At 38.6% G+C, this 24,650-nt stretch carries 19 protein-coding genes; all 19 read left to right on the forward strand.

Annotation, left to right across the window (positions count from 1 at the left end):
- The first annotated feature begins 19 nt into the window (after positions 1 to 19).
- The 19 genes from BUQ87_RS12610 (at position 20) to BUQ87_RS12700 (ending at position 24,638) form a co-directional block, all read left to right on the forward strand.
- On the forward strand, positions 20 to 2,104 hold the full coding sequence (locus BUQ87_RS12610; protein WP_038266572.1) for an S-layer homology domain-containing protein: 2,085 nt from the start codon (positions 20 to 22) through the stop codon (positions 2,102 to 2,104).
- Between the two features lie 518 nt (positions 2,105 to 2,622).
- Positions 2,623 to 3,306, forward strand: coding sequence for a YveK family protein (locus BUQ87_RS12615; RefSeq protein WP_242943844.1), 684 nt, complete (start codon positions 2,623 to 2,625; stop codon positions 3,304 to 3,306).
- Positions 3,307 to 3,316: 10 nt separating this feature from the next.
- On the forward strand, positions 3,317 to 4,090 hold the full coding sequence (locus BUQ87_RS12620) for a CpsD/CapB family tyrosine-protein kinase (protein WP_074210114.1): 774 nt from the start codon (positions 3,317 to 3,319) through the stop codon (positions 4,088 to 4,090).
- Positions 4,083 to 4,862 carry a tyrosine-protein phosphatase gene (locus BUQ87_RS12625; protein WP_038266569.1) on the forward strand — a complete coding sequence of 260 codons (780 nt, stop codon included), beginning with the start codon at positions 4,083 to 4,085 and terminating at the stop codon, positions 4,860 to 4,862. The genes BUQ87_RS12620 and BUQ87_RS12625 overlap by 8 nt, the downstream gene beginning before the upstream one ends.
- A 28-nt stretch (positions 4,863 to 4,890) precedes the next feature.
- The gene (locus BUQ87_RS12630; RefSeq protein ID WP_038266567.1) at positions 4,891 to 5,958 is read left to right on the forward strand and encodes an S-layer homology domain-containing protein; all 1,068 of its coding nucleotides are present in this window, start codon (positions 4,891 to 4,893) and stop codon (positions 5,956 to 5,958) included.
- Between the two features lie 217 nt (positions 5,959 to 6,175).
- Entirely contained in the window at positions 6,176 to 9,562 is a 3,387-nt protein-coding gene (locus BUQ87_RS12635; RefSeq protein WP_038266565.1) for an S-layer homology domain-containing protein, read from the forward strand.
- Positions 9,563 to 9,675: 113 nt separating this feature from the next.
- Positions 9,676 to 10,374, forward strand: coding sequence for a hypothetical protein (locus BUQ87_RS12640; RefSeq protein ID WP_038266562.1), 699 nt, complete (start codon positions 9,676 to 9,678; stop codon positions 10,372 to 10,374).
- A 216-nt stretch (positions 10,375 to 10,590) separates the two neighbouring features.
- Positions 10,591 to 12,480 (forward strand): polysaccharide biosynthesis protein, encoded by a 1,890-nt coding sequence (locus BUQ87_RS12645; RefSeq protein ID WP_038266560.1) that lies wholly within the window; start codon positions 10,591 to 10,593, stop codon positions 12,478 to 12,480.
- Positions 12,481 to 12,709: 229 nt separating this feature from the next.
- Positions 12,710 to 13,330, forward strand: a complete 621-nt coding sequence (locus BUQ87_RS12650) for a sugar transferase (protein WP_038266557.1) — start codon at positions 12,710 to 12,712, stop codon at positions 13,328 to 13,330.
- A gap of 14 nt (positions 13,331 to 13,344) precedes the next feature.
- The gene (locus BUQ87_RS12655; RefSeq protein ID WP_038266555.1) at positions 13,345 to 14,208 is read left to right on the forward strand and encodes an NAD-dependent epimerase/dehydratase family protein; all 864 of its coding nucleotides are present in this window, start codon (positions 13,345 to 13,347) and stop codon (positions 14,206 to 14,208) included.
- Positions 14,208 to 15,038, forward strand: a complete 831-nt coding sequence (locus BUQ87_RS12660; protein ID WP_038266645.1) for a glycosyltransferase — start codon at positions 14,208 to 14,210, stop codon at positions 15,036 to 15,038. The genes BUQ87_RS12655 and BUQ87_RS12660 overlap by 1 nt, the downstream gene beginning before the upstream one ends.
- Before the next feature lie 25 nt (positions 15,039 to 15,063).
- Entirely contained in the window at positions 15,064 to 15,975 is a 912-nt protein-coding gene (locus tag BUQ87_RS12665) for an ATP-grasp fold amidoligase family protein (RefSeq protein WP_038266554.1), read from the forward strand.
- Positions 15,976 to 16,040: 65 nt separating this feature from the next.
- Positions 16,041 to 17,114 (forward strand): CapA family protein, encoded by a 1,074-nt coding sequence (locus BUQ87_RS12670; protein WP_038266551.1) that lies wholly within the window; start codon positions 16,041 to 16,043, stop codon positions 17,112 to 17,114.
- A gap of 31 nt (positions 17,115 to 17,145) precedes the next feature.
- Complete coding sequence (locus BUQ87_RS12675; RefSeq protein WP_038266549.1) at positions 17,146 to 18,360, forward strand: glycosyltransferase family 4 protein; 1,215 nt, start codon at positions 17,146 to 17,148, stop codon at positions 18,358 to 18,360.
- 55 nt (positions 18,361 to 18,415) lie between these two features.
- Positions 18,416 to 19,651 (forward strand): glycosyltransferase, encoded by a 1,236-nt coding sequence (locus BUQ87_RS12680; protein WP_207647194.1) that lies wholly within the window; start codon positions 18,416 to 18,418, stop codon positions 19,649 to 19,651.
- Between the two features lie 69 nt (positions 19,652 to 19,720).
- Positions 19,721 to 20,827, forward strand: coding sequence for an EpsG family protein (locus BUQ87_RS12685; RefSeq protein ID WP_159434334.1), 1,107 nt, complete (start codon positions 19,721 to 19,723; stop codon positions 20,825 to 20,827).
- 45 nt (positions 20,828 to 20,872) lie between these two features.
- A complete protein-coding gene (locus tag BUQ87_RS12690; protein WP_038266542.1) occupies positions 20,873 to 22,084 on the forward strand; it encodes a hypothetical protein in 1,212 nt (403 codons plus the stop codon).
- A 2-nt stretch (positions 22,085 to 22,086) separates the two neighbouring features.
- Positions 22,087 to 23,220 carry a glycosyltransferase family A protein gene (locus BUQ87_RS12695; RefSeq protein ID WP_038266539.1) on the forward strand — a complete coding sequence of 378 codons (1,134 nt, stop codon included), beginning with the start codon at positions 22,087 to 22,089 and terminating at the stop codon, positions 23,218 to 23,220.
- Positions 23,220 to 24,638 (forward strand): lipopolysaccharide biosynthesis protein, encoded by a 1,419-nt coding sequence (locus BUQ87_RS12700; protein WP_038266537.1) that lies wholly within the window; start codon positions 23,220 to 23,222, stop codon positions 24,636 to 24,638. Before BUQ87_RS12695 ends, BUQ87_RS12700 begins: the two co-directional genes overlap by 1 nt.
- Positions 24,639 to 24,650: the final 12 nt, after the last annotated feature.

The raw sequence follows: 24,650 nt of genomic DNA on the forward strand, positions 1-24,650 counted from the left end.
TTAAAGGGGGGGCAATCAAATGAAAGAAAAGCTGACTGCCGTATTTCTACTTCTTGTAATGACGATTCTCACTCCGCTTTCGGAGTACGGTGCATACGCATATGACAGCAACTATATATTCGACGCAAGCGCAAGCCTTTCGGATTCAGACAGGGCGAAATTCTTCAGGATAATAGCAAACGCCATATCGGACGATTACACCAGCGAGATACGGGATGCGGTTTCAGACATTTCGTCTTCGGGAAAAGAGGTTTTGGAGGAAAACGGCTTCATAAGCGGATCGAATGTTGCCCCCATGGAAGAGGTGTTCCTGGCCATAAGCCAGATAATGGATCCCGGGGGAGACTACAGGGACGGATATGACGGAGACAGCTTCTTCTGGGTCGGCGTGGACATAGGAAAAGACGACGACAGCTCAAACGAGGCCAGGAAAAAATGCATAGAGATAAGCGAATACCTTTTTGAATCGCTTCCGGGCGAAGTCAAAGAAGGGGACTTCGCCCGCTACGGAGGGACTGCGGAAGGAGGAAAGCTTGTAAGGGACATACTCACAGAGACATTCGGGCAGGGGGACATATGCTCCAAATACTACAAAGGCAGCGGCAGATTTGAGATAGTGCTTCCGGACAATTTCCTCGAAAGCGCAAACAGGGCGCTAAAGCAGGACGTGGACGATCCGCTTGTGCTGGATTTAGATCATGAAGAAGCCATACAGGCGTTCATAGACGTGTTCAACCAGAAGATAAACGACAACGGCGACGCCCTGGATGCAAAGGACATAGCGGCAAAGCTTCAGATTGTCGAGATAATAGGCGGAGGGTCTTCGGGCGGGGACCACGGAGCAGTAGCCGAGGACAAAGAGGAAGAAGGCATAATAACGAAATGGGAGGATGAAGATTCAGCCCATGTACAAAACAACGTAGGCTTTGTAGTTCAAAAGGACACAAGCAGCGAAACCCTCAAAGTGAATGTTGACGAGGAACAACTCGAAGACGAGGTTGCAAGGGTGATTGACACAATGGCGGCCCAGGAGCAGCAGGGAGATCTGCAGAGTCAGGGAGAACTGTTTGTGGACCTCGGAAGCGTAGAAAACGGACATACCGAAATAGGAATACCTGTAGGTGCGCTGGAGGCTGCTCTTGAAAGCGATGTGAGCCTCAGGTTCAAGGGGAACAACGTTGAAATAATAATGCCTGTTGAAAACGTGGACAGGGACTCGACAGTAATGAGAATGGAAGTCGACAAAGAGGAGGACACTGCGAAGCTGGCGGACAGCATTGCAAGGACGCTCCAGCAAAACGAAAACATGCCTCAAATAAAACAGGCCATAACACTTAACCTGTGCTGCGTGCATGCCGGCGGGCACGAGGACATGATGAGCAATTTTGAAAAGGAGATGGACATAGAGATAGACCTTTCTCACACGGGAATAGACCCCAAAAGGGCGGTTCTCGTAAGCGTATGCTGTGACGACTCAAATGAGCAGGCTATGGAGATAGTGGGAAGCAAGATAGTGGGAGGAAAGCTTGTGGCCCACGTATCAAGAGCAGGAACGTACGCCCTTATCCAAAGGGACCTTCACTTTGCGGACGTTCAAGACCACTGGAGCCATCAATATGTAGACTCGCTGGGATGCAAGGGAGTGCTCAGCGGATACAGCGGCGGATCGTTCAATCCTGACGGACTTGTAACAAGAGCTGAATTCGCCAGGATGATGGTTATGGCGACAGATTGCAGGCAGGCGGAAGGAGCAGACTTTAGCGACATAGGCAGCCACTGGGCGAAGGAATGCATAGAGACCGCACATGCAAATGGTTTCATAAAGGGATATGACGATGGAACGTTCAGGCCTGACAAAACCATATCGAGGGCTGAAATGGCGCTCATGGCGGCAAGGGCTGTAAAGGCCAAAGAAAACTATGTGGATGTTCCAGAGTTTAAAGACGGCGATTTGATTCCGGCATGGGCAGACACAGGAGTGGAAAAAAGCGTGGGAACAGGCCTTATGGAAGGCGATACAAAAGGACTGTTCAACCCTCAGGGCTATACGACAAGAGGAGAAGCTGCAGCTGTAATATACAGGATTTTCTACAAGGACATATAGAGATTGGAACAAGCACGAAATCCATATTGGAAAATGACTTTGAGCCCGGCCGAAAGGCCGGGCTTATTAATGTAAAAAAAGATTTTTTTACACATTAATCCCAAAATTCACATATTTATGAATAAAAGACATGACGATTCGACATATTTTTATAAAAACATGTCATAAATTGAGCATTAATGTGCTTAAGTCTTGAAAAATATAGGGATATATGGCAAAATAATAAGGACCGTGAAAAAAATGAGTAATTAAATGTAAATATTATTAAAAAAATGAAAAATACATTTGAACATGTACATAATTGTGAATATAAAGTTGCAGAAATTCCTTCCCGACGTAGTAATAAAATACGTCGGGAAGGAATTTCTGCGTTATGGGCAAATGTCGAAAAAAAACACCTGCTGTCAAAAAGATGATACAAAATACCTTTTTAAAATTTGAAACAAAACTAGAATTTGATTAAAACTTAAAACACGGCGTAAAAATATAAAAAGCGAAGGATGGTGCAGGACTTGGAAGTGGAAGAAACTATAGACATAAGGGAAATTTTAGGACTCATAAGAAAAAGAATAGGAATGATAGCGCTTATAACGTTGCTGGCGACTGGCATAAGCGCCGCAGTGAGCTTTTTCGCATTGACTCCCGTATATGAGACGAGCACGACGCTAATGGTAAACAAGGCCAAAGATGACGTGGACAGGGGTATAGACTACCAGGACGTAATGCTCAGCCAAAAGCTTGTAAACACATACGGGGAGATAGCAAAGTCGAAGGTAGTGATGGGAAAAGTCATAAAAAAGCTTAATCTCGACATAAGCACTACGCAGATTGCAAACAAGATAAGCATAACCCCTGTAAAGGATACGGAGATAATGAGAATAACAGTATCTGACAGCAGCCCGGCACTTGCTGTCAAAATCGCCGACACCACCGCACAGGTTTTCATGGAAGAGGTGTCGAGAATAATGAATGTGGACAACGTCCAGATGATAGACAGGGCTGAAACTCCTGCGGATCCGGTGAAGCCGAGAAAACTCATGAACGTTGCAATAGCAGCCGTGCTGGGATTGATGATGGGGCTGGGGCTGGCATTTTTGATAGAATTTTTGGACAATACCATAAAGACTCCCGAGGATGTCGAAAGACATATGGAAATGCAGGTTATAGGAATGATTCCCGTATTCGAGCAGATAGAAAAGTAGGAGGCCGAAAATGAAAAGACTAAAAGAGCTTATAGTGCACAGGAAACCGAAATCCCCGGTTTCGGAAGCGTACAGGAGCCTTAGGACAAACATAGAATTTGCAAACATAGACAAGGACATCAAAAGCATAATGGTCACAAGTTCAAAGCAGGGGGAGGGAAAGACCACAACCATATCGAACCTTGCCATAACAATGGCGAACATGGGCAAAAAAGTTGCCATTGTGGACTGCGACCTCAGAAAGCCCAGAATACATAAGATTTTTGAAGTTTCAAACATAGGAGGAATGACAGACATACTCCTTACGCACAGCGACTACAAAAGATATGTCAAAAACACCGAAATAAGGGGGCTCGACATAATAACGGCGGGAAGGATACCTTCAAATCCGTCTGAGATACTCGCCTCAAAGAGCATGAAAAAACTCCTTGGAGAAATAAAACAGGACTACGACTACATGTTCATAGACGCGCCTCCCGTTGCAGTAGTCACGGACGCGGCCATACTGTCTTCGTATATAGACGGGGTTATACTGGTTTGCTCGTCGGGAAATGTCGAAATAGAGCTTGCAAAAAGCTCGAAGGCGTCTCTTGAAAAAGTCGGAGCCAACATGCTCGGAGTGGTGCTGAACCAGCTGGATGTGGAAGGGAGAAGCTCGTACTATTCATACTACTACCGCTACTACTCCGACGACGAAAAGAAAAGGGTCAAAAAGAGAAAGGGCAGCCCCGAAGCGGCGATTCAGCCCAATGAGCCCAATTTGAAGGTGGCCGGAAATGATTGATATGCACTGCCACATACTCCCGGGAGTTGACGACGGGTCGAAAAGTCTTGAAGAATCCGTGGAGATGGCCAAAATCGCATATGCAGACGGGATAAGGCACATAATAAACACATCCCATTACCATACCGAGGCCGACTATGTCACGGGGAAAAGGCTCCTTGAGATCGCATCCGAGTTCAATGCGGTGCTTGGAAATCTGGGGATAGGGGTAAGGGTCCAGGTTGGAAACGAGCTTTACTTCAATGAAGGGCTGATGAAGGCTTTGGACGAGGGGGGCTTTTACACTCTGGCGGGCAGCAGATACGTGCTTGTAGAATTTCGTCCCGACAAAGTCCCCGAAGACATCGCGGAGGTCGCATACGAATTCAGCATAAGGGGATATGTCCCCATAGTGGCCCATGTGGAAAGGTATGCCCAGGTGCTGGGAGATATGGGCATGGCGAAGAGGATGATAGAGGCTGGATTTTTGCTCCAGGTAAATTCAAGATCCCTTTTGGGCAAAAGGGGGACACCTGTATTTGATTTTTGCGAACATGCGGTCAAAAACAGGATGATTCACTTTGTCGCAAGCGACGCCCACGACTCCAGAGTCAGGACTCCCAAGATGAGCGGCGCCTATGAAAAGGCAAAAGAGCTTGCCGGGGAGGACATCGCGAACGAGATATTCATATCAAACCCTCAAAGAATACTAAAAGACGAGGAAATTGTCCCTTTTGAAATAGTGGAGCATCAAAAAAAGGGTCTGATTGCAAGGCTGTTCAAAAGAAAATAAAATCAAAAACTAATAAAGAGGTGGATTTATGAAAATAAGAAAGATTGTTTCAGTGGCTCTTGTGGCCGCGCTTGTAGGAATGGGATCGACATCGTTTGCATCGTCAGACGTTGACTTTAGCTATCTGCTGAAAAAAATAGGGGATACTGAAAACCAGGAGAAAAAAGAGCTCGGAATAGAGATATTCAAGGAGTACATGGAAGGCGACGATCCGGATGTTGACGGCCTCAAAAAAGCCGTAAGGATGGTTACAGACAGCGAAACGAGGAAAAAGCTTGAAGACAAGGGATACGACTTTGACGAAATCCTTTCCGAGATGGACGTCATGAAGGACATGTCTTCATCGGACATAGACAAGGTTATAGTGGCCATGGAGACTAACGATTTCAGCGAGGTCGAAGAGATTGCCGAAAAATACTATGAAGAGGATAATGGCTCGTCGGGGTCAGGCGGAGGATCAGGTGATAAAACATCAGAAGATTCTGAAATGATAGGCCAAAAGGACGAAAAAGCGGTGGAAGAAGCCGTGAAGGAAGAGAAGGCATACAAATTCTCCGACATGGAAGGCCACTGGGCGAGAGAAACCGTGGAAGAACTTGCTTCAAAGGGGATAGTCAATGGAAAAAGCGAAGGAATTTTCGATCCCGAAGGGCCGGTTACAAGGGCCGAGTTTGCATCGCTTGTAGTAAGGGCGCTTGACATAAAGCCTGCCGAAGGTGCGGAGTCTTTAGCGTTTTCGGATGTAGAACAGGGAAGCTGGTACCATGAAAGCGTTGCGGCCGCATGGTCAAACGGAATAATAAACGGATATGCGAACGGAAGGTTCGCGCCGTCTGACGTTGTCACAAGGGAGCAGATGGTCAAGATAATAATAGAGGCCATGAAATCCAAGGGCATGATCGAGGAGTCTCAGATTGCACAGGATGCACTGGCAGGCTGTGCCGATGCAGATCTCATATCCGACTGGGCAAAAGAGAGCATGAAGTATGCTGTGTCGATGGGGCTGATAAAGGGAGATCCAAACTCCAACATCAATCCTTCGGCGGGAGCGACAAGGGCTCAGTCCGCTGTCATGATATCGAGGATACTGAAATAATTATGCAGTCTTAAAATATCTTTTAAAGGCCAAAATCAAACAGCATGGTGAAATATGCATGCGGGCTGCCCCTGGGAGAGATACGCCCCGGGAGCGGCAGCTTGCGCGAAGCACAACCCATTATTTTGCTTAGCAGCATATATAAAGAACAAATGGCTTTTAAAAGATTTTGAGAATAAATATTACTTAAATTCCATAAAAAACAAGGGGGATAGTTATGAAAAAGAGATTACTGGCAATTTTTTTATCAATCGCACTTATGCTCTCGCTTTCACCAGTGGGAAGCAGCTATGCTGCGTACAGTGACGACTACAGCTACATAATAGGGAAGCTGGGAGACCTTAGCACCAAAGAAAATTCTATGCTGCTAAGCCTGGTTATGGCCATGGTTCAGCATGACTACGGCGATGAAATCGATTTGGCGCTGTCTAAACTGACAGACGATGAAAAGCAGCTTCTTGAAGAAAATGGTTTTGACAAAGCGGCTATACAAGATGTATTTTTGGCATTCAGCCAGGTCATGGATCCGGACTCAGAAGATGAGTATAGAAGCGGATACGACGGAGAAAGCATGCTTGTGCTAGTCAACAAAATCAAAGATGGCGGAGACAATCTGGACGAATACAAGCAGGAGCTTGTAACGGTCTATGAATTCATGTTCGATGCGCTTCCCGACGAAGTTGTAGAGCAAGATTTTTCGGGTTATGGAAGCAGAATGGACAAGGCAAGGGTGTTTAGGGACGTACTTAAATCAGTATATGATGAAGGTGACATATGTGCGAGATACTATGAAAAAGACTCTCGTTTTGAACTGGTGCTTCCTTCGGACTTCATTTCAAAAGCAAACGACGCTCTTGATGTGAGCGGGGTTGAAAAGCCTATTGAACTGACACAAGACCATGCCGGGGCAATAGGAGCCTTTCTTGATGTTTTGAGCCAGAAAATAAACGCAACGTCAAAATATGCAGAAGATGCAAAAGCTTTGGCGGACAAGCTGGGACTGCTTGAAACAGTAACAGGAACAGTAGACAAGGTTGTTGATGTATTAAAAGACGAGCCTAAAGAAGTGGTTTTCGGCGAAGGTTCAACGGCCAAAACCATAGAACTTGACTTTTCAAACTTCACCGGCATTTCAGGTCCCGTAAAGGTTGAAATGAGCAACGTAGAGGGAGAAATAGACCTGGGAGCAGGCATGGAGCCGGCTGGCCCGGTAATAGATTTCGAGCTCAATCCAAAGCCTACTGGAGGTACAGCAAGGATAGGAATAGAGCTTGACAGCACGGCATCTACAAGCAAGTCTGCAATATACTACTACAACCCTGAAACAGGCAAATGGGAAAAACAAGAAGAAGGCAGCGAGGTTAAAGACGGCATAGCTTACGCTACCGTAAGCCACTTCTCAATATACGGGGTGTTCGAGGACACATCGTCAGGTGGAGGAATCACGCCACCAATACCACCTGTTGAAGAAGACAAGGATGCTCCGACAGAAGTGAAAGTGTCGGCTTCAAAGGTCACAGACAGCAGCGTAACCCTTTCGCTTTCGGCAAAGGACGAGTCTGGAATAGCGAAATACTACATCTACAGGGACGGAGTTGCGGTTGGAACAAGCACGTCTTCAAGCTACACTGACAGCGGCCTGCAGCCTGATACGACATACAAGTACAAGATAATGGCTGAAGACACCAAGGGGAACAAATCGGACTTCAGCTCGCAGGTAAGCGTGAAGACTGAAAAGGAAGAAGCGCCTGAGCCTGAAGACAAGGAAGCTCCGACAGACGTGAAAGTGTCGGCTTCAAAGGTTACGGACAGCAGCGTGACACTTTCGCTTTCGGCAAAGGACGACTCCGGAATAGAAAAATACTACATCTACAGGGACGGCAAAGAGATAAAACAGACTGCAGCCGGCACTTATGAGGACAATGGGCTGCAGGCTGAGACCGAGTACTCATACAATATAAAGGCTCAGGACAAGGCGGGCAACATGTCTGGCTTTAGCTCGCAGATAAAGGTTACAACGCTCAAAAAAGGAGAAACACCGCAGGACAAGGAAGCTCCAACGGATGTAAAAGTCACTTTGAAGAAAAAGGATGACGACACGGTTTATCTGAACCTTTCGGCAAAGGACGAATCCGGAATAGCCAAGTACCACATATACAGGGACGGAAAGAAAGTGGGAACTTCGGCAAAAGACACTTACAAGGACGAAGACCTCAAGGCGGATACGAAGTACACATACAAAGTAAAGGCTGAAGACACGAAAGGAAATGTTTCAGACTTCAGCAGCGAGCTGTCTGTTACTACCGACAAAGCCTCATCAGGAGGCGGCGGAGGCGGCGGAAGCTCCTCTGGCGACTCGGACGAGACGGATGACAAAGACAGCATAAATAAAAAGGAAGACAAGGACAAGGTTGAAGTCGAAGACAAGATAGACGAAGATGCGATCAAAAAAGAGGAAAAGGACGGAAAGACAGAAGTTGTCATAGACGGGGACAAGCTTGAAAAAGAAGTGGACAAGATTGTGGACGCCATAGACGACATAAAGACGGAAAAGGGACAGGAAAAGGGAGGAAAGATAGTTGTAGACCTTGGAAAGGTCAACTCTGAAAACTCCCACATAAGCATACCTGTAAAGGCAATAGAAAAGGCGAAGGGCAAGGGCGTTGAAGTGGTGTTCAGGGCAAACGACATAGAAGTGAGCCTTCCTGCCGACAACCTTGTTCAAAAGGCCGACAGCGTGAAGCTTGAAATCAAGGAGATAAAGCAGACTCAGGACATGATGGACAAGATACAAAAGAGCCTTGAGCCTGGAATGAAAGCTCCTAAGGTCGCGAAAATAGTATCGTTTGAACTTTACAAGGTGGACGCTGGAAAAGAGGAGAAGATAGACTCTTCTTTCAAAAAGAAAGTCAAAGTCCAAATAGACATATCTGACATGAATGTCGACAAGGACAACGCAGTGCTTGTATTCGTGGACGACGAGGGTAAAATGACAATAGTCGGAAGAAAGGTAGTAGACGGAAAGATAGTGGCAGAGCTTGAACACTTCAGCTACTATGCGGTAGTGGAGAGAGATGTCGAGCTTTCAGACGTTTCGGGCCACTGGGCTAAAGACTACATCTTCTCGATGGCATGCAAGGACATAGTAAGCGGATATGAAGACGGTTCGTTCAGGCCTGAAAACAGCGTTACGAGGGCGGAATTCGCAAAACTGATAGTGGAAGAGATGGAACTTGAAATTGAATCTCCAAGTGGAAGATTCAGCGATTCAAACGGCCACTGGGCTGAAGGCTTCATAGAAACCGCATACAAAAACGGAATACTAAGCGGATATGAAGACGGCACGGTAAGACCTGACGAGAAGATAACCAGAGCTGAAATGGCTGTCATGATATCGAGAGCCACAGGTGAAGACTCGGATGGAAAATCAGTGAATTTCAAGGATGAAGGCATAATACCGAATTGGGCAAAAAGCGGAGTGGAAAAAGCCGCGAAGCAGGGTCTGATGAAGGGCGACCCTAACATGAACTTCAACCCTGGAAGCTCTACAACAAGGGCACAGGCGGCAACGGTTATATACAGGCTTTTCAACAAGCAAGCATAAAGTAGTCGGCGGTCCGGCCCTTTGGCCGGACTGCTTTTAAAAGGCGATATGACATTTTCAAACCGCCTTTTAAAAGCAAAACCTCAAAATTAGTGAAAGGAATGGATTGAAAGGTGAAAAAGAAAATAATTGCAGCACTTTCCATAGCCCTCCTTGCGGCTGCGTTTTTGATAATGTGTACAAAGCCGGGGGAGATAGCAAGATATGCCGTTGTCACAATGACAAGCAGCAGCGAGCAGGAAAAAGAGGACATAAAAAAGCTTGAAGACGAGCTTGAAAAGCAGATCCAAAAGGCACAGGAGGAAATCGAAGCCCAAAATTCAGGCGAATCCGGGGAAGGCGAAGCGGCAAGCTCGGCGGAGACGGGACAAGAGGGCGCAGAAAAAGGCAGCAAAACGGGCATTGAGGAGGGAAAGCAGGAGCCGGGCGATAGGGAAGTAAAAGGCGGCTCCAAAAGACATAAGATATCGAGGGGGCAAATAGAAGAAAAATACAGGAGCATAGTGGGGGCCCTTCGGGTGGCGTCATACGCCCACATAAACTCCCTAATAGGCCAGGCGAAAGGCGAATACCTTTCATATCCGGAAGATCAGAGGGAGGATGTCAAATACAAAATAGGCCTTAAATACTTCAAAATAGCAAAATCGGCAGAAAAAACGTGCGACAAAAAATTCTATTCCATAATGGAGCAGTTCGAATCCGAGCTGGAGGGAAACGGATACGACGCAGACATTGTCGAAAGGGCAAAAGCTCAGTATGAAGCCGAAAAAAAAACAAAGAGGGAAGAATACCTTTCTAAAATGAGCAGCTAGGGGACAAAAATCGCTAACGATTTAAAATATAAAGCAAAAAAATATTTACATGGCTCGGGAGAAATATAGGTCTAAATGTCGCAATAAGGTGTATTTTAACGAACGAAAGTCCTGTTTGAAGCGTTGAAAATACAGGATTCCAGGGGTATAATTAAAAATGTAAAGATATATACTTCAGTTCGGAAATAAAAGGGTTAATTCGAAAGGGTGATTATTTTGATTGAAGGAGGTATTACACGAACGACAAGCCGAAAATATTTTTCATCTAGAAAGCTTGTGCTTCTCATAGTGGACATCATACTCATAAACGTGTCGGCCTATCTCACGCTGAATCTGCGGTTTGATTTTGACATCCCAAAGACATACATTGGAATATACGAAGAAAGCATGCTCAGGTACACGGCAGTGGTTATAGTCACATACTATGTGTTCAAGGCGTACAAGAGCCTTTGGAGGTACGCGAGCATAGAGGAGCTTCTTGCGATAGGAGTTGCATCCGTGGTGTCGATGGTTGCGCTGTACGGGATAGACGTGTCGCAAGGGCAGGTGCTTCCAAGGGGATTCTACTTCATAAACGCGCTGGGACTGATGTTCTTCTCGGGAGGGGCGAGATTTTCATACAGGGCTGCGAGAAGGGTGAAAAACCGCCTTTCCTTCAACAGCTGCCAAAAGAGAGTGCTGATAGTGGGAGCCGGAAAGGCCGGATACACTGTGGTAAAGGAGCTTCACAGAAACCCCGAGCTTTCGATGGTTCCGGTCGGAATAATAGACGATGACAGGGAAAAGCTCGGAAGGAGCGTAAGGGGAGTCCCGGTCATAGGAGACAGGAGCGACATAGTAAGTCTTGCACGGGAAAAAAATGTAGACGAGATACTCATAGCACTTCCTTCCATATCCAGGGAGGAGAGGAGCTCAATAATAGATATATGCAAGGAGACGGACTGCAAGCTCAAGACACTTCCCGGAGTGTTCGAACTCATAGACGGAAAGGTCGACATAAAATCCATGAAGGACGTGGATATAGAGGACCTTCTGGGAAGAGACCCCGTGAGGCTTGAAATGGAGCAGATAACGGGATACCTCAGGGGCAAGACCATACTTGTGACCGGAGGAGGGGGGTCCATAGGATCGGAGCTTTGCAGGCAGATCGCGCCTTTTTCCCCCCAGAATCTTATAATTTTGGACATTTATGAAAACAATGCGTACGAGATAGAGCAGGAGCTAAAGCGCCAGTACGGGGAAGTCCTGAGCCTTGAGACAATAATAGCCTCGGTGAGGGACCAGGGCAGGATGCGGAAGATATTCGAACAGTACAGGCCTGACGTGGTGTTCCACGCGGCGGCCCATAAGCACGTTCCGCTCATGGAAAAGAGCCCGCTCGAGGCGGTCAAAAACAACATATTCGGAACGCTAAATGCGGCAAGGCTTGCGGACGAATACGGATCCGAAAAGTTCGTACTCATATCCACTGACAAGGCCGTAAACCCTACGAACATAATGGGGGCTTCAAAGAGGGTGTGCGAGATGATAGTGCAGACTCTAGACAAAAGAAGCGATACCGAATTCGTGGGAGTCAGGTTTGGAAACGTCTTGGGAAGCAACGGAAGCGTGATACCGCTTTTCAAAAAGCAGATAGCAGAAGGCGGGCCGGTCACAGTTACACATCCCGACATAATAAGGTACTTCATGACAATACCGGAGGCCGTGCAGCTTGTGGTTCAGGCGGGAGCAATGGCGAGCGGAGGGGAGCTATTCGTACTGGACATGGGGGACCCTGTGAAGATTGCGGACCTTGCGAGGGATTTGATAAGGCTTTCTGGGCTCCAGCCCGATGTCGACATAAAAATCGAATACACGGGACTAAGGCCCGGAGAGAAACTGTACGAGGAGCTTCTAATGGCCGAAGAGGGGCTTACCGACACAGCCCACGACAAGATATTCATAGGGCAGCCTCTTGAAATGGATCCCGAAAAGCTCACAAAGGAGTTTGAAATACTCTGGACCATAGTCCAGAAGGAGGAAAGCGCCCTGCTTGACGTAGTTATGAAAAAGCTCGTTCCGACTTACAGGAGGAATGAGGCGGGCAGGAAAGAGTGTGTGGGGTAAGATGGAAAGTTAAGGCGGGAAAAGATAAAAAAACTGGGCGAAAGCCCAGTTTTTTGACTAAATGAATGACTGTAAAAATAAGGATGGATGGGCTGGATATTCAGAAGAAAGCGATACTGGAGATGGTGGTTCATTTTTATGATTGGATGGTTAGGCCGAGGTGAGTATTTTTGTAGGATTACAACTATATACAGTGTGTAAATTTTAGAAAAGTTTGGAGGGTGGTTTAATGAACAGTTACCAGACAATTAAGAGAATCATGGATTTTATATTGTCGTTGATAGCAATGATTGTTCTTTGTCCTGTGTTTCTGATTATAGCTGTTTGGATAAAGACGGATTCAAAGGGGCCTGTGTTCTTCAAGCAAAAGCGTATTGGCAAAGATAAGAAGCCTTTTTATATATTGAAATTTAGAACCATGAGAACGGACACACCGAGTGATATGCCTACACATATGCTTCAGAATCCAGATACATTCATCACTAAGAGTGGGAAGTTTCTTAGAAAGACAAGTCTTGATGAGTTACCTCAAATTATAAATATTATTAAAGGTGAAATGAGCATCATAGGTCCAAGGCCAGCTCTTTGGAATCAGTATGACTTAATAGCTGAAAGAGACAAATATAAGGCTAATGATATTTATCCCGGACTTACTGGTTGGGCACAGATAAATGGCAGAGATGAACTTCTCATTGAAGTTAAGGCAAAGTTGGATGGGGAGTATATTAGCAGAATAGGATTTTTTATGGATGTTAAGTGTTTCTTTGGGACTATTATTAGTGTATTAAAAAGTGATGGGGTTGTTGAAGGTGGAACCGAAGCGGGAAGTAAGAAAGAAGCTGTTAGTTAGGAGACTATATTGGAATGAAGAAAATACTTATTACAGGAGCTAATAGTTATGTTGGTACAAGTCTAGAAAACTGGTTAGAAAAAGAGTGTGATAAATATAAGATAGATACTGTTGATATGAGGGATGAGAAGTGGAAAGAAAAGGACTTCTCGAAGTATGATGTTGTATTTCATGTGGCTGGAATAGCTCACGTTTCATCAGATCCTAAGATGGAAGAACTATACTACAAAGTGAATAGAGATCTTACAATTGAAACTGCTGAGAAGGCTAAGGCAGAAGGTGTAAAGCAGTTTATTTTTATGAGTAGCATTATTGTATATGGCGATAGTAGCAGGAGTAAGAGAGTTATAGATAAAAATACATTTCCAACGCCAAGAAACTTTTATGGTAATAGTAAGCTCAAGGCAGAGGAAAGCATCAAGCATTTAAAATCTGATAATTTCAAGATTGTGGTGTTAAGACCACCTATGATTTATGGGAAAGGTTCAAAGGGAAACTACCCTAAATTGTCGAAGGTAGCTCAGAAAACACCGCTGTTTCCTGAAATTAACAATGAACGCAGTATGCTTCATATAGACAATCTTTGTGAGTTTATAAAGGTCATGATTGATCATGAAGAGACAGGGTTGTTCTTCCCGCAGAACAAAGAGTATGTAAAGACAAGTGAGCTGGTTAAAACGATCGCAGAAGTGCATGGAAAGAAGATATGGATGACCAGATTGTTTAATCTTGTTTTGAAATTGATGTTTGGAATCAGGACTGTGAATAAGGTATTCGGCAATTTAGTTTATGAGAAGTCCATGAGTGAATATGATAAGGCGAATTACCGAATAAGATCATTTAGAGAATCTATTGAGTTGACGGAGAGTGTAGATTGATGAAGACAAAATATAGTGTATTAATGTCAATATACAAAAAAGAAAAACCCGAGTACTTTGTTCAGAGCATAGAAAGTATGATCAATCAGATTCTCGAGCCAGATGAGATTGTTATAGTTAAAGATGGTGAATTGACAAAGGAATTAGAAGAAGTAATAGAACAATATGTAGATAATTATCCAAGTATGTTTAACATTGTACCTCTTAAAGTAAATATAGGGTTAGGGCGAGCATTGGATGAAGGCCTAAAGCATTGTAGGAATGAACTTGTAGCAAGAATGGATACAGATGATATTTCGTTACCTGAACGTTGTAAGCTACAAGTTAAGCAATTTAATGAAAACCCCGAACTATGTATTGTTGGCACAATGATTGATGAGTTTTATGATGAACCTGAAAATATAATTTCCTCTAGAGTTGTACCGACAACAAATGATGAGATATATAAATTTATGAAGCGTCGAAGTCCTTTTAATCATCCAACTGTGATGTACAAAAAAAATGAAGTGATTCGATGTGGTGGATACGGAAAAATGAGAAGAAAACAAGACTTAGATCTGTTTTCTCGCATGATTAATAATGGGTGCGTTGCTCAGAATATTGACCAATCACTTTTATTGTTTAGATCAAATGAAGATAACTTCAAACGAAGAAAAAGCTGGTCGTATTGTAAGAGCTATATAGAAGTTCAGTTTGAAATATGGAAAAGAGGCCACTGTGGTTTTAATGACTTAGTTTTTGTTACCGCAGGACAGTTAGTAATGTTTTTAGCTCCGATGGGACTGCTTAAGAAAATTTCTAACAAATATTTGAGAAAAAAAGTTTATTGAATATCTGATAAAAGGGGGTATGAAAATGCAAGATAAAATAAAAGAAATAATTAAAGTTATTATAAGAAACCCCAAAAGGTTAGCTGTATGTATTATTGATAACAAGTATTTTAAATGGATATCTGATGAGAAATTTATTAGATTTGTTTATTATTGTAGAACAGGAAAAAAACTTAATTTAGAAAAGCCTAATACTTATAACGAAAAACTACAATGGTTAAAATTGAATGATCATAATCCGAAATATATAAAACTGGTGGATAAATATGAAGTTAGAGAATATATAAGAAAAGAGATAGGGGAAGAGTATTTAATTCCTCTTTTGGGGGTTTACGAAAAATTTGAAGATATTGATTTCAAGAAACTACCAGATGAATTTGTAATTAAAAGTACACATGATTCAGGGGGAGTTGTTTTATGCAATTCTAAATCTGAATTTAATATTTCAAAAGCAAAAAAGAAAATAAATAGGAGTCTTAACCGGAATTATTACTACAAGGGTAGAGAATGGCCATATAAAAATGTAAAACCAAGAATCGTATGTGAAGCTTTAATGATTGATGAATCTGAGAAAGAATTAAAAGATTATAAGATATTTTGCTTTAATGGTGAACCTAAAGCAATACAAGTTGATTATGATAGATTTACTAATCATAAAAGAAACATTTATGACATCGATTGGAACTATATTCCGATGACTTTACATTATCCTACAGATCCGACGGTACATATTAAGAGGCCTTCTAAATTAGGCGAAATGTTAGATATTGCAAAGAAATTATCCTCTGGATTTCCACATGTACGTGTGGATTTATATTCAATTGCAGATAAGATATATTTTGGAGAATTAACATTTATACATGGTTCTGGTTTTGAAAAGTTTGATCCAGCTGAGTTCGATGAAAGATTTGGGAAATGGATGAGTTTACCACTATGACTTGTATCAGTAATATAAAAACTTATGAATGTTACTTAAAATAAACTAATAATAAGGAGTTAGCTATGAGAATTGCCTTTTTGGGAGATATTGGATTCTTGGGGGGTTACACATTTAATAATAACGGGGGCGAAAAGTTAAAGTCAATTGCTAAATTGCTTTCTAGTTATGACTATGTTGTAGGAAATCTAGAAACACCTTTTACATCTAAAAATCAAACAGTGGTGCCTAAATCTATGCATCTTAAAGCTGATAAAGATAATATTGAGTTATTAAAATTGTTAAATGTTAAAGCGGTGACATTGGGGAATAATCACATATGTGATTATGGAATTAAAGGTTTAGAAGATACGATAGCTGTATTAGAAAAAAATAATATAGATTATTTTGGTGTTAATAATAAAAATTTAAGACTTAAATATAATGGAAACAAAATATCGTTTAGTGGTTTTTGTTGCTACAGTGCAAATGGTTCTAATTACATAAATGGAAAAGGTGTTGGGATTAATGCTTTGACAAATAAGAATATCACTCAACAAATGGAAAGTGATGAGAAAGATAAGTATTTAAGTGTATTAAGTTTACATTGGGGAGATGAACATACAAATTATCCAAATAAGAATCAAATTCAATTGTCTAGAAAAATTGCTGAGAATAAGAATATTATAATTCATGGCCATCATACACATACAATTCAAGGAATTGAACAAATACATGGATCATTAATCGCTTACAGTTTAGGCAACTTTTGTTTTGATGATTGCACTTCACCTTTTGTGAAAAATTTTACTGTAAAGAAAAATGAGGACAATAAAGAATCATATATTTTATCGATAGAAATTGAAAATAATTCAATAGTTAAATACGAAGCAATCGGTATATATGATAGCGAGAGAGGAATAGTTTTAAAAGATAATTCGAGAAAAATTGATTTAATTTCTCGGGAAATTAAAAATTATAATCGTGAAGAATATGAAATAATGCGTTCTAAGCAAATATCTGACACTCGCAAAGAAAAATTTGGGAAAAGAGATTTTAAATGGTTAATGAGTAAGATGAATTATTATTCAATTGGTTCAAGATTAGGTACATTTTTAAATGCTAAAAGAAGCAATAAAGTTTATAAAAATGGTTATTAAGGATTTTAGCAATTTGAGGAGGAATATGTCATTGAAAAAGACAATTGTTTATATAGGTGATTTTCTTTTTCCGCATGGCAATGCTGGTGGACAATTAGTGTTTGCGAATGGAAATGTTTTTAAGGAAATGGGTTATAATGTTATATTTATTGGGAATTCAAAAACAATTGATTCCAATATAAAACTTTCTGATACAGAAAAAGAAATCTCAGGATTCAAGAGTTATACAATACCTTTTAAAAAACAGATTTCTGATATAAAAAATATTAGTAAAATTAATGCACAGATTATTAATTTGTTTAATTCATATAATGATGACATTAAAGCCGTGATTTGTTACGGATCACCAACATTAGCAATCACCATTTTATCTATTAGGAATTGGTGCAGAAAAAATAATGTCCCTTTTATTGGGAACCTTGTTGATATATCAGCTTTATCACATGGTTCTATACCTAACAGAATTTTGAAATGGACTGACAAGACCTTTTTACGTTCAATATTTAAGTATAGTTCTGATGGAGTAATTGCAGTGAGTGATTATATTAAACAGTATTTTGAGTATGGAAATAAAGCAATGATTATTTTGCCACCATTAGTCGTTACAGAGCGCCTGCCTCAATATATTTATAATTCAAGAGATAAACTTAATATTGTGTATGCAGGTATCCCATTTCCGGTTGATGGTAGAAAAGTTGATGAATCGTCATATAAGGATAGACTTGATATTACCATCGATCTCTTGGGGGAAGTTTGCAGAATCAACAAAAAATTCACATTTAATATATATGGAATCACAAAAGATGAATATTTAGGGGTTGTTGGAAAACATAAACAATTATTAAGTGAGTTATCTGACACTATACTTTTTCATGGAAATACTAAAAATGAGGATGTTCTTCGAATTATATCTAATGCAGATTTTACAATTAACTTAAGGAATGTAAATAGAATGACAACAGCTGGTTTTTCCACTAAATTTGTTGAGAGTATTAGTTGTGGTACGCCTGCAATTACGACCAATACAAGTGATTTATCAAAATATTTAATAGACGGTAAGAACGGCTTTTTTATTAATATTGATGATAGAAAAGAAGCTGTGAATAAACTTCAGGAAATATTGAATTTGAATCCTGAAAGAATTCAACAAATGAAAAAACAATGTTATGAATCAAGACTATTTGATTATAGGAGATATACAGATGAAATGAAGCAGTTTTTAGATTGCATAACTAATAACAAATAAATGCTTAGAAAATATAGTAAACTTTTCAATAAAAAATTCGAGGAATGATATGAATATGAGTAAAGAAATTGAATACGCTTTTTTAGGGGGAATATTTCCTAAAGACCTACAAAGCGAAGTAAAAGAGAAATCAATAGGGAATATTCAGTATGCAGCAAACACTCTACAATGGAATTTAATAAATGGTATAGAAAGCAATATTTCTGGGCCAATTAAATTATTTAATAGAATGTTTATCGGTTCTTTCCCAAATAAGTATAAAGATTTTTATATCAAAACAAAAGTTTTTAGCCATGAAGAAGGAGCTTGTGATATAAACATTGGTTTTATTAATGTTTTGTTTATAAAACAGCTACTAATACCAAAGGTTGCCAATAAATACTTGCTCGATTGGATAAATGATAATAATGACAAAAAAAAGGTGTTATTTGTATATTCGAGCAATTTTTTAGAAAGCATTACATTTGTAAAAAAGATAGATTCTTCAGTACATATATGTCTTATACTCCCTGACTTACCGTCTTTTATGAATATGGATAAATCCAATAGTATTCTTTATAAATGCCTTAATCGTTCTAACCAGAAAGCACTATTAAATAATATTAGGTATATAGATAGCTTTGTTATTTTAACTGATCAAATGGCAGAGGTACTAAGTATCAAAAACAAGAAACCTCATGTTGTTATTGAGGGGATGGTTTCAGATAGTAATAGCGATATCAATCAAAATGATAATGATATAAAAGTAAATACAATATGCTATACTGGGACGCTAACAAAAAAATATGGAATAATGGATTTAGTTAAAGCATTTCGGTTAATAGAGAATGAAGAATATAGACTTGTAATTTGTGGAAGTGGCGAAGCAGAAGCGGAAATTAAGAAAATTGCCTTAAATGATCCTAGGATTGAATATAAAGGAATAATTCCACGTGAAGAAGCTATAAAAATACAAAAAAATTCAACAGTTCTGGTGAATCCTAGGAAGAACAATGAAATTTATACAAAATATTCTTTTCCCTCGAAAATAATGGAGTATATGATAGCTGGAAGACCTATTGTTTGCTATAAATTAGATGGTATGCCAGATGAATATGACGATTTTTTAAATTATGTTCATGATAACTCAATTGAAAGCTTAAAAAATAAATTAGTTGAAGTAGTTTCTATGAAACAAGAAGAACTAATAAACCAAGGTATTAAGAATAGGAATTTTGTTCTAGAGAATAAGAACAACAACATTCAAGCGAAAAAAATTTTACAGATGATTGATACTACTCTTATTAAGTAGTAAAAAAATTAAATGCTGAATTGAGCGATGAAAGAAAAGTAGGTATGAATAATGTTACTATATACAAGTTTGATTTTTGTAATACTGATATATGGACTTTTTGAAAAAAAGAAATCACGGATAGCTTTACCATCAATATCAACAGTTAAAACTAAAAGGTATTTAAATGTAAATAATTTGTTTTTGCTTTTAATTTTCACGTTGATGTTCATTTTAATCGCATTTCGGGGTGATTTTTCTGCAGACTATATAAATTATGAGACACATTATCAAATTGCAAAAAAAATATCATGGAATAATATTTTTAGAAATGGGTTAAGAGTAGGAGGAGCAGGAGATGTTGAATTTGGGTTTTATGTTTTGATGAAAACCATCGGAACATTTACATCAAATTCAATTTGGTTATTTAGTATTGTTGCGTTACTTACGATTTATCCGATTTATATAAGTGTGAGGGATGAGTCAGAAATACAATGGCTTAGTATGCTATTGTTTATTGTGTTTGGATCATTTATTTCTTCTTTCAATGTTATCAGAGCAATTTTAGCATACTCGATTTTATTTTATAATCGTCAATATATATATGATAAGCGATATTTTAGATATGTTGTAATAATATTATTATCAAGTTTTATTCATTCTAGTTCACTTCTAATGATTGTGGTTGTGTTATTAGATATGCTAAGGTTGAACAATAAGATTTATATCTTCTTATGGTTACCATTATCTCTAATTATATTTATTTTTAGCCATAAACTAATATTGCTTGCAGATGGCATTTTATATGACAGCTTTTTTTCGGAAATCTATCAACATGGCATTAGTAAAGTGAGTTACGGGAATATAATCGCACCGGCATTACTTGGTATTTTCTTTATTGTAGGTAGCTTATTGATAAATAATGACGATAGAAAATATAAGATTGGTTTAATAACTACATCTTTATGGATCTTTTTTAGAATAAGTATGATAAATTTCTCTTTGATGAGGCGCTTTGCAGATATGATGTCACTCTATATGATTATATTTCTTCCATATATGATAACTAGATTGCCATTAGGCAAAAGTATAAAATTAACCACTAAAATAGTTTTAGCAATGGCAACAATAGCTTTATTTTACTATACAATGAAAGATTCTCCATATAATTCATATTATTTTATTTGGGATAGATGATTATTTAAAGTGTTATAGATGAAAAATTAGATGAGGAGTTTTTAGATGAAGAGAATCCTAAAAAGAGTGATTTTTAATTTGATAGACCGACAAAAATTTTACAAGTATAGGCGGTTATTAGCAAAATTATTATCATTTAAGAAAAATATTGTTACTAAATTTGAAATTGACTCTTATGGCGATAATGAATCGGATACTTTTTTTGGCTATTATGATATTAGCCCTTTTCAAAATGACAAATTAGCTTATATTTCGGTAAAAAAAGATGAAAAAGAAGCGGATATAATTATCAGAGATATTGAGACAGGAAAAGAAAAAACAGTTGGAGCAACATCTGCATGGAATTGGCAGCAGGGTTCTAGACTTCGATGGGTTCCAAATAGACAAGACCATGTTATATATAACGATTTTGAAAACAACCAATTTGTTACAAAAATCGTTGATATTTCGAGTGGTGAAATAGCGGTTAAACAATGGCCTTTTTATGATATTGATTATACTGGAAGGATTGGAATAACTCTTGATTTTTTAAGGTTAGGAGTTATGCGTCCCGGATATGGTTATACAAATTTACCATATGTAGAACCGCAATCATTAAATGATGAAGGGATAACAATTGTTGATTTATTAGAAGAAACTACTAAGAAGGTTATAACTTACGAATTGATATCAAAGGTTATGGGCCAAAATGAGAATACTAACAACTATGAAAATAGTTATATAAATCATTTATCATTCTCTCCATCAGGTAATAAATTTTTGTTTTTTTGGATTCAAATAGCTGAGAACAATATTCATAAAGCAAATCTTCTGGTTTATGATATTGAAAAAGCAGAATTAACTGTATTAGAAAAGGAACTTTCAGTATCGCATTATGATTGGATTGATGATGAATCAATTGTGGTCACTGCATATGACAAAAATAGAACATGTAGATACTATATTTATAATGTTAATGGCGAGAGACAAGATTTTATGCATGATATTCTTGTTGGGGATGGACATCCTACATGGATAGGTAATGGAAAAGTGATTACTGACACATATGTAGACAAAAAGGGATATCAGAAAGTCTTGTTAATTGATATTAACGGAGAAAAGGTTGATCAGTTAGTTGATATATACAGTACTCACAAACATGTAGGAGAGAGAAGATGTGATTTGCATCCTAGAGTTGATGCGGAAACCGAACATATCTGCTTTGATGCGGATGTGAATGGACATAGAAAGTTATACTTGTTGAAAGGTTGGGAGTAGGTATGAGTGAATTTGCAATTATTATTACAGCATATAATAGACCTAGGGCTCTTAAAAATTTATTGGATTCTCTAGTGAATATTAGGTATGATAAGCAAATTAAAATAGTGATAAGTATTGATAATAATGGCACAGAGGAAGTAAATCGAATTGCTAATGAATTTGTTTGGACTTATGGAGATAAAGAGGTTATAATCCATAATCATAAATTGGGGCTTCGTAACCATTTTATATGGGTTGGCGATCAAACAAAAAAATATGAAAATGTAATTTTTTTAGAGGATGATTTAATTGTTTCACCGGAAATGGTTGATTTTTCTTCTAAGGCTATTGAGTACTACAAAGATAAGCGTGATGTAGCTGGAATTTGTTTATATAATCCAATATTATGTGAATTTAACGGCTGCAAGTTCTATCAAAATCAAGATGGGTACGATGTTTATTTCCTCCAACACCCGTATTGGGGTAATGTTTGGAGTAAAGAGAAATGGGATGATTTTAAAGATTGGTTACCATCTTATGCACATAATCCGGATATAATTCCTAAAGCCGTTTCAAATTGGAAAGAATCATCGTTTAAAAAAGTATATATACAGTATTTGGTTGAAACAAATAAATATATAGTTGTACCTAGAATATCATTAGTTACTAATAACGGAGAAGCAGGGCTTCACAACGCGGATGGTTTATATCAATATCAAACAGTATTGATGAATGAGAGTACAGACTATAGATTTTGTGATTTTAATTCATCTAAGGCAAATTATGATGTTTACATGGAGATTACTACTGAGATATTGAAGAAATATAATAGCGATTTAGGGCAGTATGATTTTGAGGTTGATTTAAAAGGAAACAGACATCAATATACAAAAGAATATGTTTTAACTACAAGACCGACCAATAATAAATTAATGACTTTTTCATCTCTTATGAAGCCAATGGAAAATGGTGTGATTTATAAATCAAAAGGTGAGGGTATAACCTTATGCAAGGCAGAGGATGTAATTATAGATAATAATTATGATGATTCTAGGTTATTTGTAGATGTAGATATGAATTACCACGTAAGAATAAAAACAGCAATACTTATGTTAAAAGCTGCATTATTAAAGAGAATACGGAGAATATTTTAATGAGGGCAAAAAGATTAATAAAGAATATGGGCTTTTATTTTCTGGGAACCTTTTCTACGAAAATACTGCAATTCCTTTTTATACCTTTATATACAACATATATCATAACTTCAGATTTCGGTTATTATAATCTAACGATATCAATTATAAGCTTGGTAATACCATTATTGTATCAATCAATATGGGAAGGTATTCTTAGATTTACGATAGAAGATGAAAATAATAATTATAAAATTTTATCAACTACAAATATATACTGTGCTGGGACAACTGTAATATATTCGGTAATATTTGTAGTGTTAAGCGTAGTAATAGATATTCAATATGGGATTTTAATTTTGGTGATGGGATTAAGCCATATGGGGGTTTCGTATTGGCAGTTTGCAGCAAGAGCGCTAAAGAGAAATAAGATTTTCGCTTTTTCTACGGTTGTAAATTCAGTTGTAACAATTACATTAAATTTATTTTTGATTATTGTATTGAAATGGGGGTTATTGGCACTTTTTATTGCAAATACAGTTGGTAACTTATCAATGGTCGTAATCATTGAAAGTAAAATCAAGTTATTTAGTAAAACTAGAAAAGAAGGCTTCGATTCTCAATTGTTAAGATCTATACTAAAATACTCATTACCGCTTTCAATTAATGCATTGTCTTGGTGGCTTATCACATCTTCGAATAACTTAGTTATTTCTAATAGGATAAGTATTGATGCTAATGGAATTTATGCAATGGCAAGCCGTTTCGGGTCTATAATGACACTAATCACTTCTGTTATAAATATGGCTTGGCTAGAAGAAGCTTTTAGAACATACGGTGATAGTGATAAAGATCAATATTTTAATGGAGTACTCAATATATTAACTAGGATTGTTTTCAGTGGTGTAGCTGTGTTAATACCCGTAACATATATATTTTATCAATTTTTTGTTTTTGGTGACTATTATGATGGTGTATATCTAACTCCTATTATCTATTTGAGTGCGGGGTACTCTACTTTGGCAAGCCATTTGGGAAGTGGATTTTTAGCAAGAAAAGAAAGTGATATCATTTTTAAGACAACATTTATTGGAGGAATAGTTTCAGCCGTTGGAGGATTTGTTTTAGCAAAATCATTTGGAGTCATGGCTGTTGTTATCACTTCATTAGTTGGCTACATGATAATGTATTTAATTAGGATACCACTATTGAAAAAGAGAATGGATTTAAAAATTGACTTTATTACCCTAATTGGTTTAACTGGGTTTAATATATTGGTAATGGTTGCAAGTTCTATACAACCAAGAGTTTTTATATATCAATTGATCATATTTGTCTTAGCCTTGTTCATAGTGCTAATAATCAATCGAAAAGAGATTTTAATGGTTATTAGTAAAATAATCAATAGAGATAGTCAAAAGAAAATAGCTAACAAATAAAGTGAATTTAGC

It is taken from the genome of Peptoclostridium litorale DSM 5388, from assembly GCF_900141635.1.
Classification (GTDB): domain Bacteria; phylum Bacillota; class Clostridia; order Peptostreptococcales; family Peptostreptococcaceae; genus Peptoclostridium; species Peptoclostridium litorale.

Bases quoted from the DNA above. Each gene is read 5' to 3' on its own strand.
- BUQ87_RS12610 (WP_038266572.1), top strand. From the start codon at position 20: ATGAAAGAAAAGCTGACTGCCGTATTTCTACTTCTTGTAATGACGATT.
- BUQ87_RS12620 (WP_074210114.1), top strand. From the start codon at position 3,317: ATGAAAAGACTAAAAGAGCTTATAGTGCACAGGAAACCGAAATCCCCG.
- BUQ87_RS12625 (WP_038266569.1), top strand. From the start codon at position 4,083: ATGATTGATATGCACTGCCACATACTCCCGGGAGTTGACGACGGGTCG.
- BUQ87_RS12630 (WP_038266567.1), top strand. From the start codon at position 4,891: ATGAAAATAAGAAAGATTGTTTCAGTGGCTCTTGTGGCCGCGCTTGTA.
- BUQ87_RS12635 (WP_038266565.1), top strand. From the start codon at position 6,176: ATGAAAAAGAGATTACTGGCAATTTTTTTATCAATCGCACTTATGCTC.
- BUQ87_RS12650 (WP_038266557.1), top strand. From the start codon at position 12,710: ATGAACAGTTACCAGACAATTAAGAGAATCATGGATTTTATATTGTCG.
- BUQ87_RS12655 (WP_038266555.1), top strand. From the start codon at position 13,345: ATGAAGAAAATACTTATTACAGGAGCTAATAGTTATGTTGGTACAAGT.
- BUQ87_RS12660 (WP_038266645.1), top strand. From the start codon at position 14,208: ATGAAGACAAAATATAGTGTATTAATGTCAATATACAAAAAAGAAAAA.
- BUQ87_RS12665 (WP_038266554.1), top strand. From the start codon at position 15,064: ATGCAAGATAAAATAAAAGAAATAATTAAAGTTATTATAAGAAACCCC.
- BUQ87_RS12670 (WP_038266551.1), top strand. From the start codon at position 16,041: ATGAGAATTGCCTTTTTGGGAGATATTGGATTCTTGGGGGGTTACACA.
- BUQ87_RS12680 (WP_207647194.1), top strand. From the start codon at position 18,416: ATGAGTAAAGAAATTGAATACGCTTTTTTAGGGGGAATATTTCCTAAA.
- BUQ87_RS12690 (WP_038266542.1), top strand. From the start codon at position 20,873: ATGAAGAGAATCCTAAAAAGAGTGATTTTTAATTTGATAGACCGACAA.
- BUQ87_RS12695 (WP_038266539.1), top strand. From the start codon at position 22,087: ATGAGTGAATTTGCAATTATTATTACAGCATATAATAGACCTAGGGCT.
- BUQ87_RS12700 (WP_038266537.1), top strand. From the start codon at position 23,220: ATGAGGGCAAAAAGATTAATAAAGAATATGGGCTTTTATTTTCTGGGA.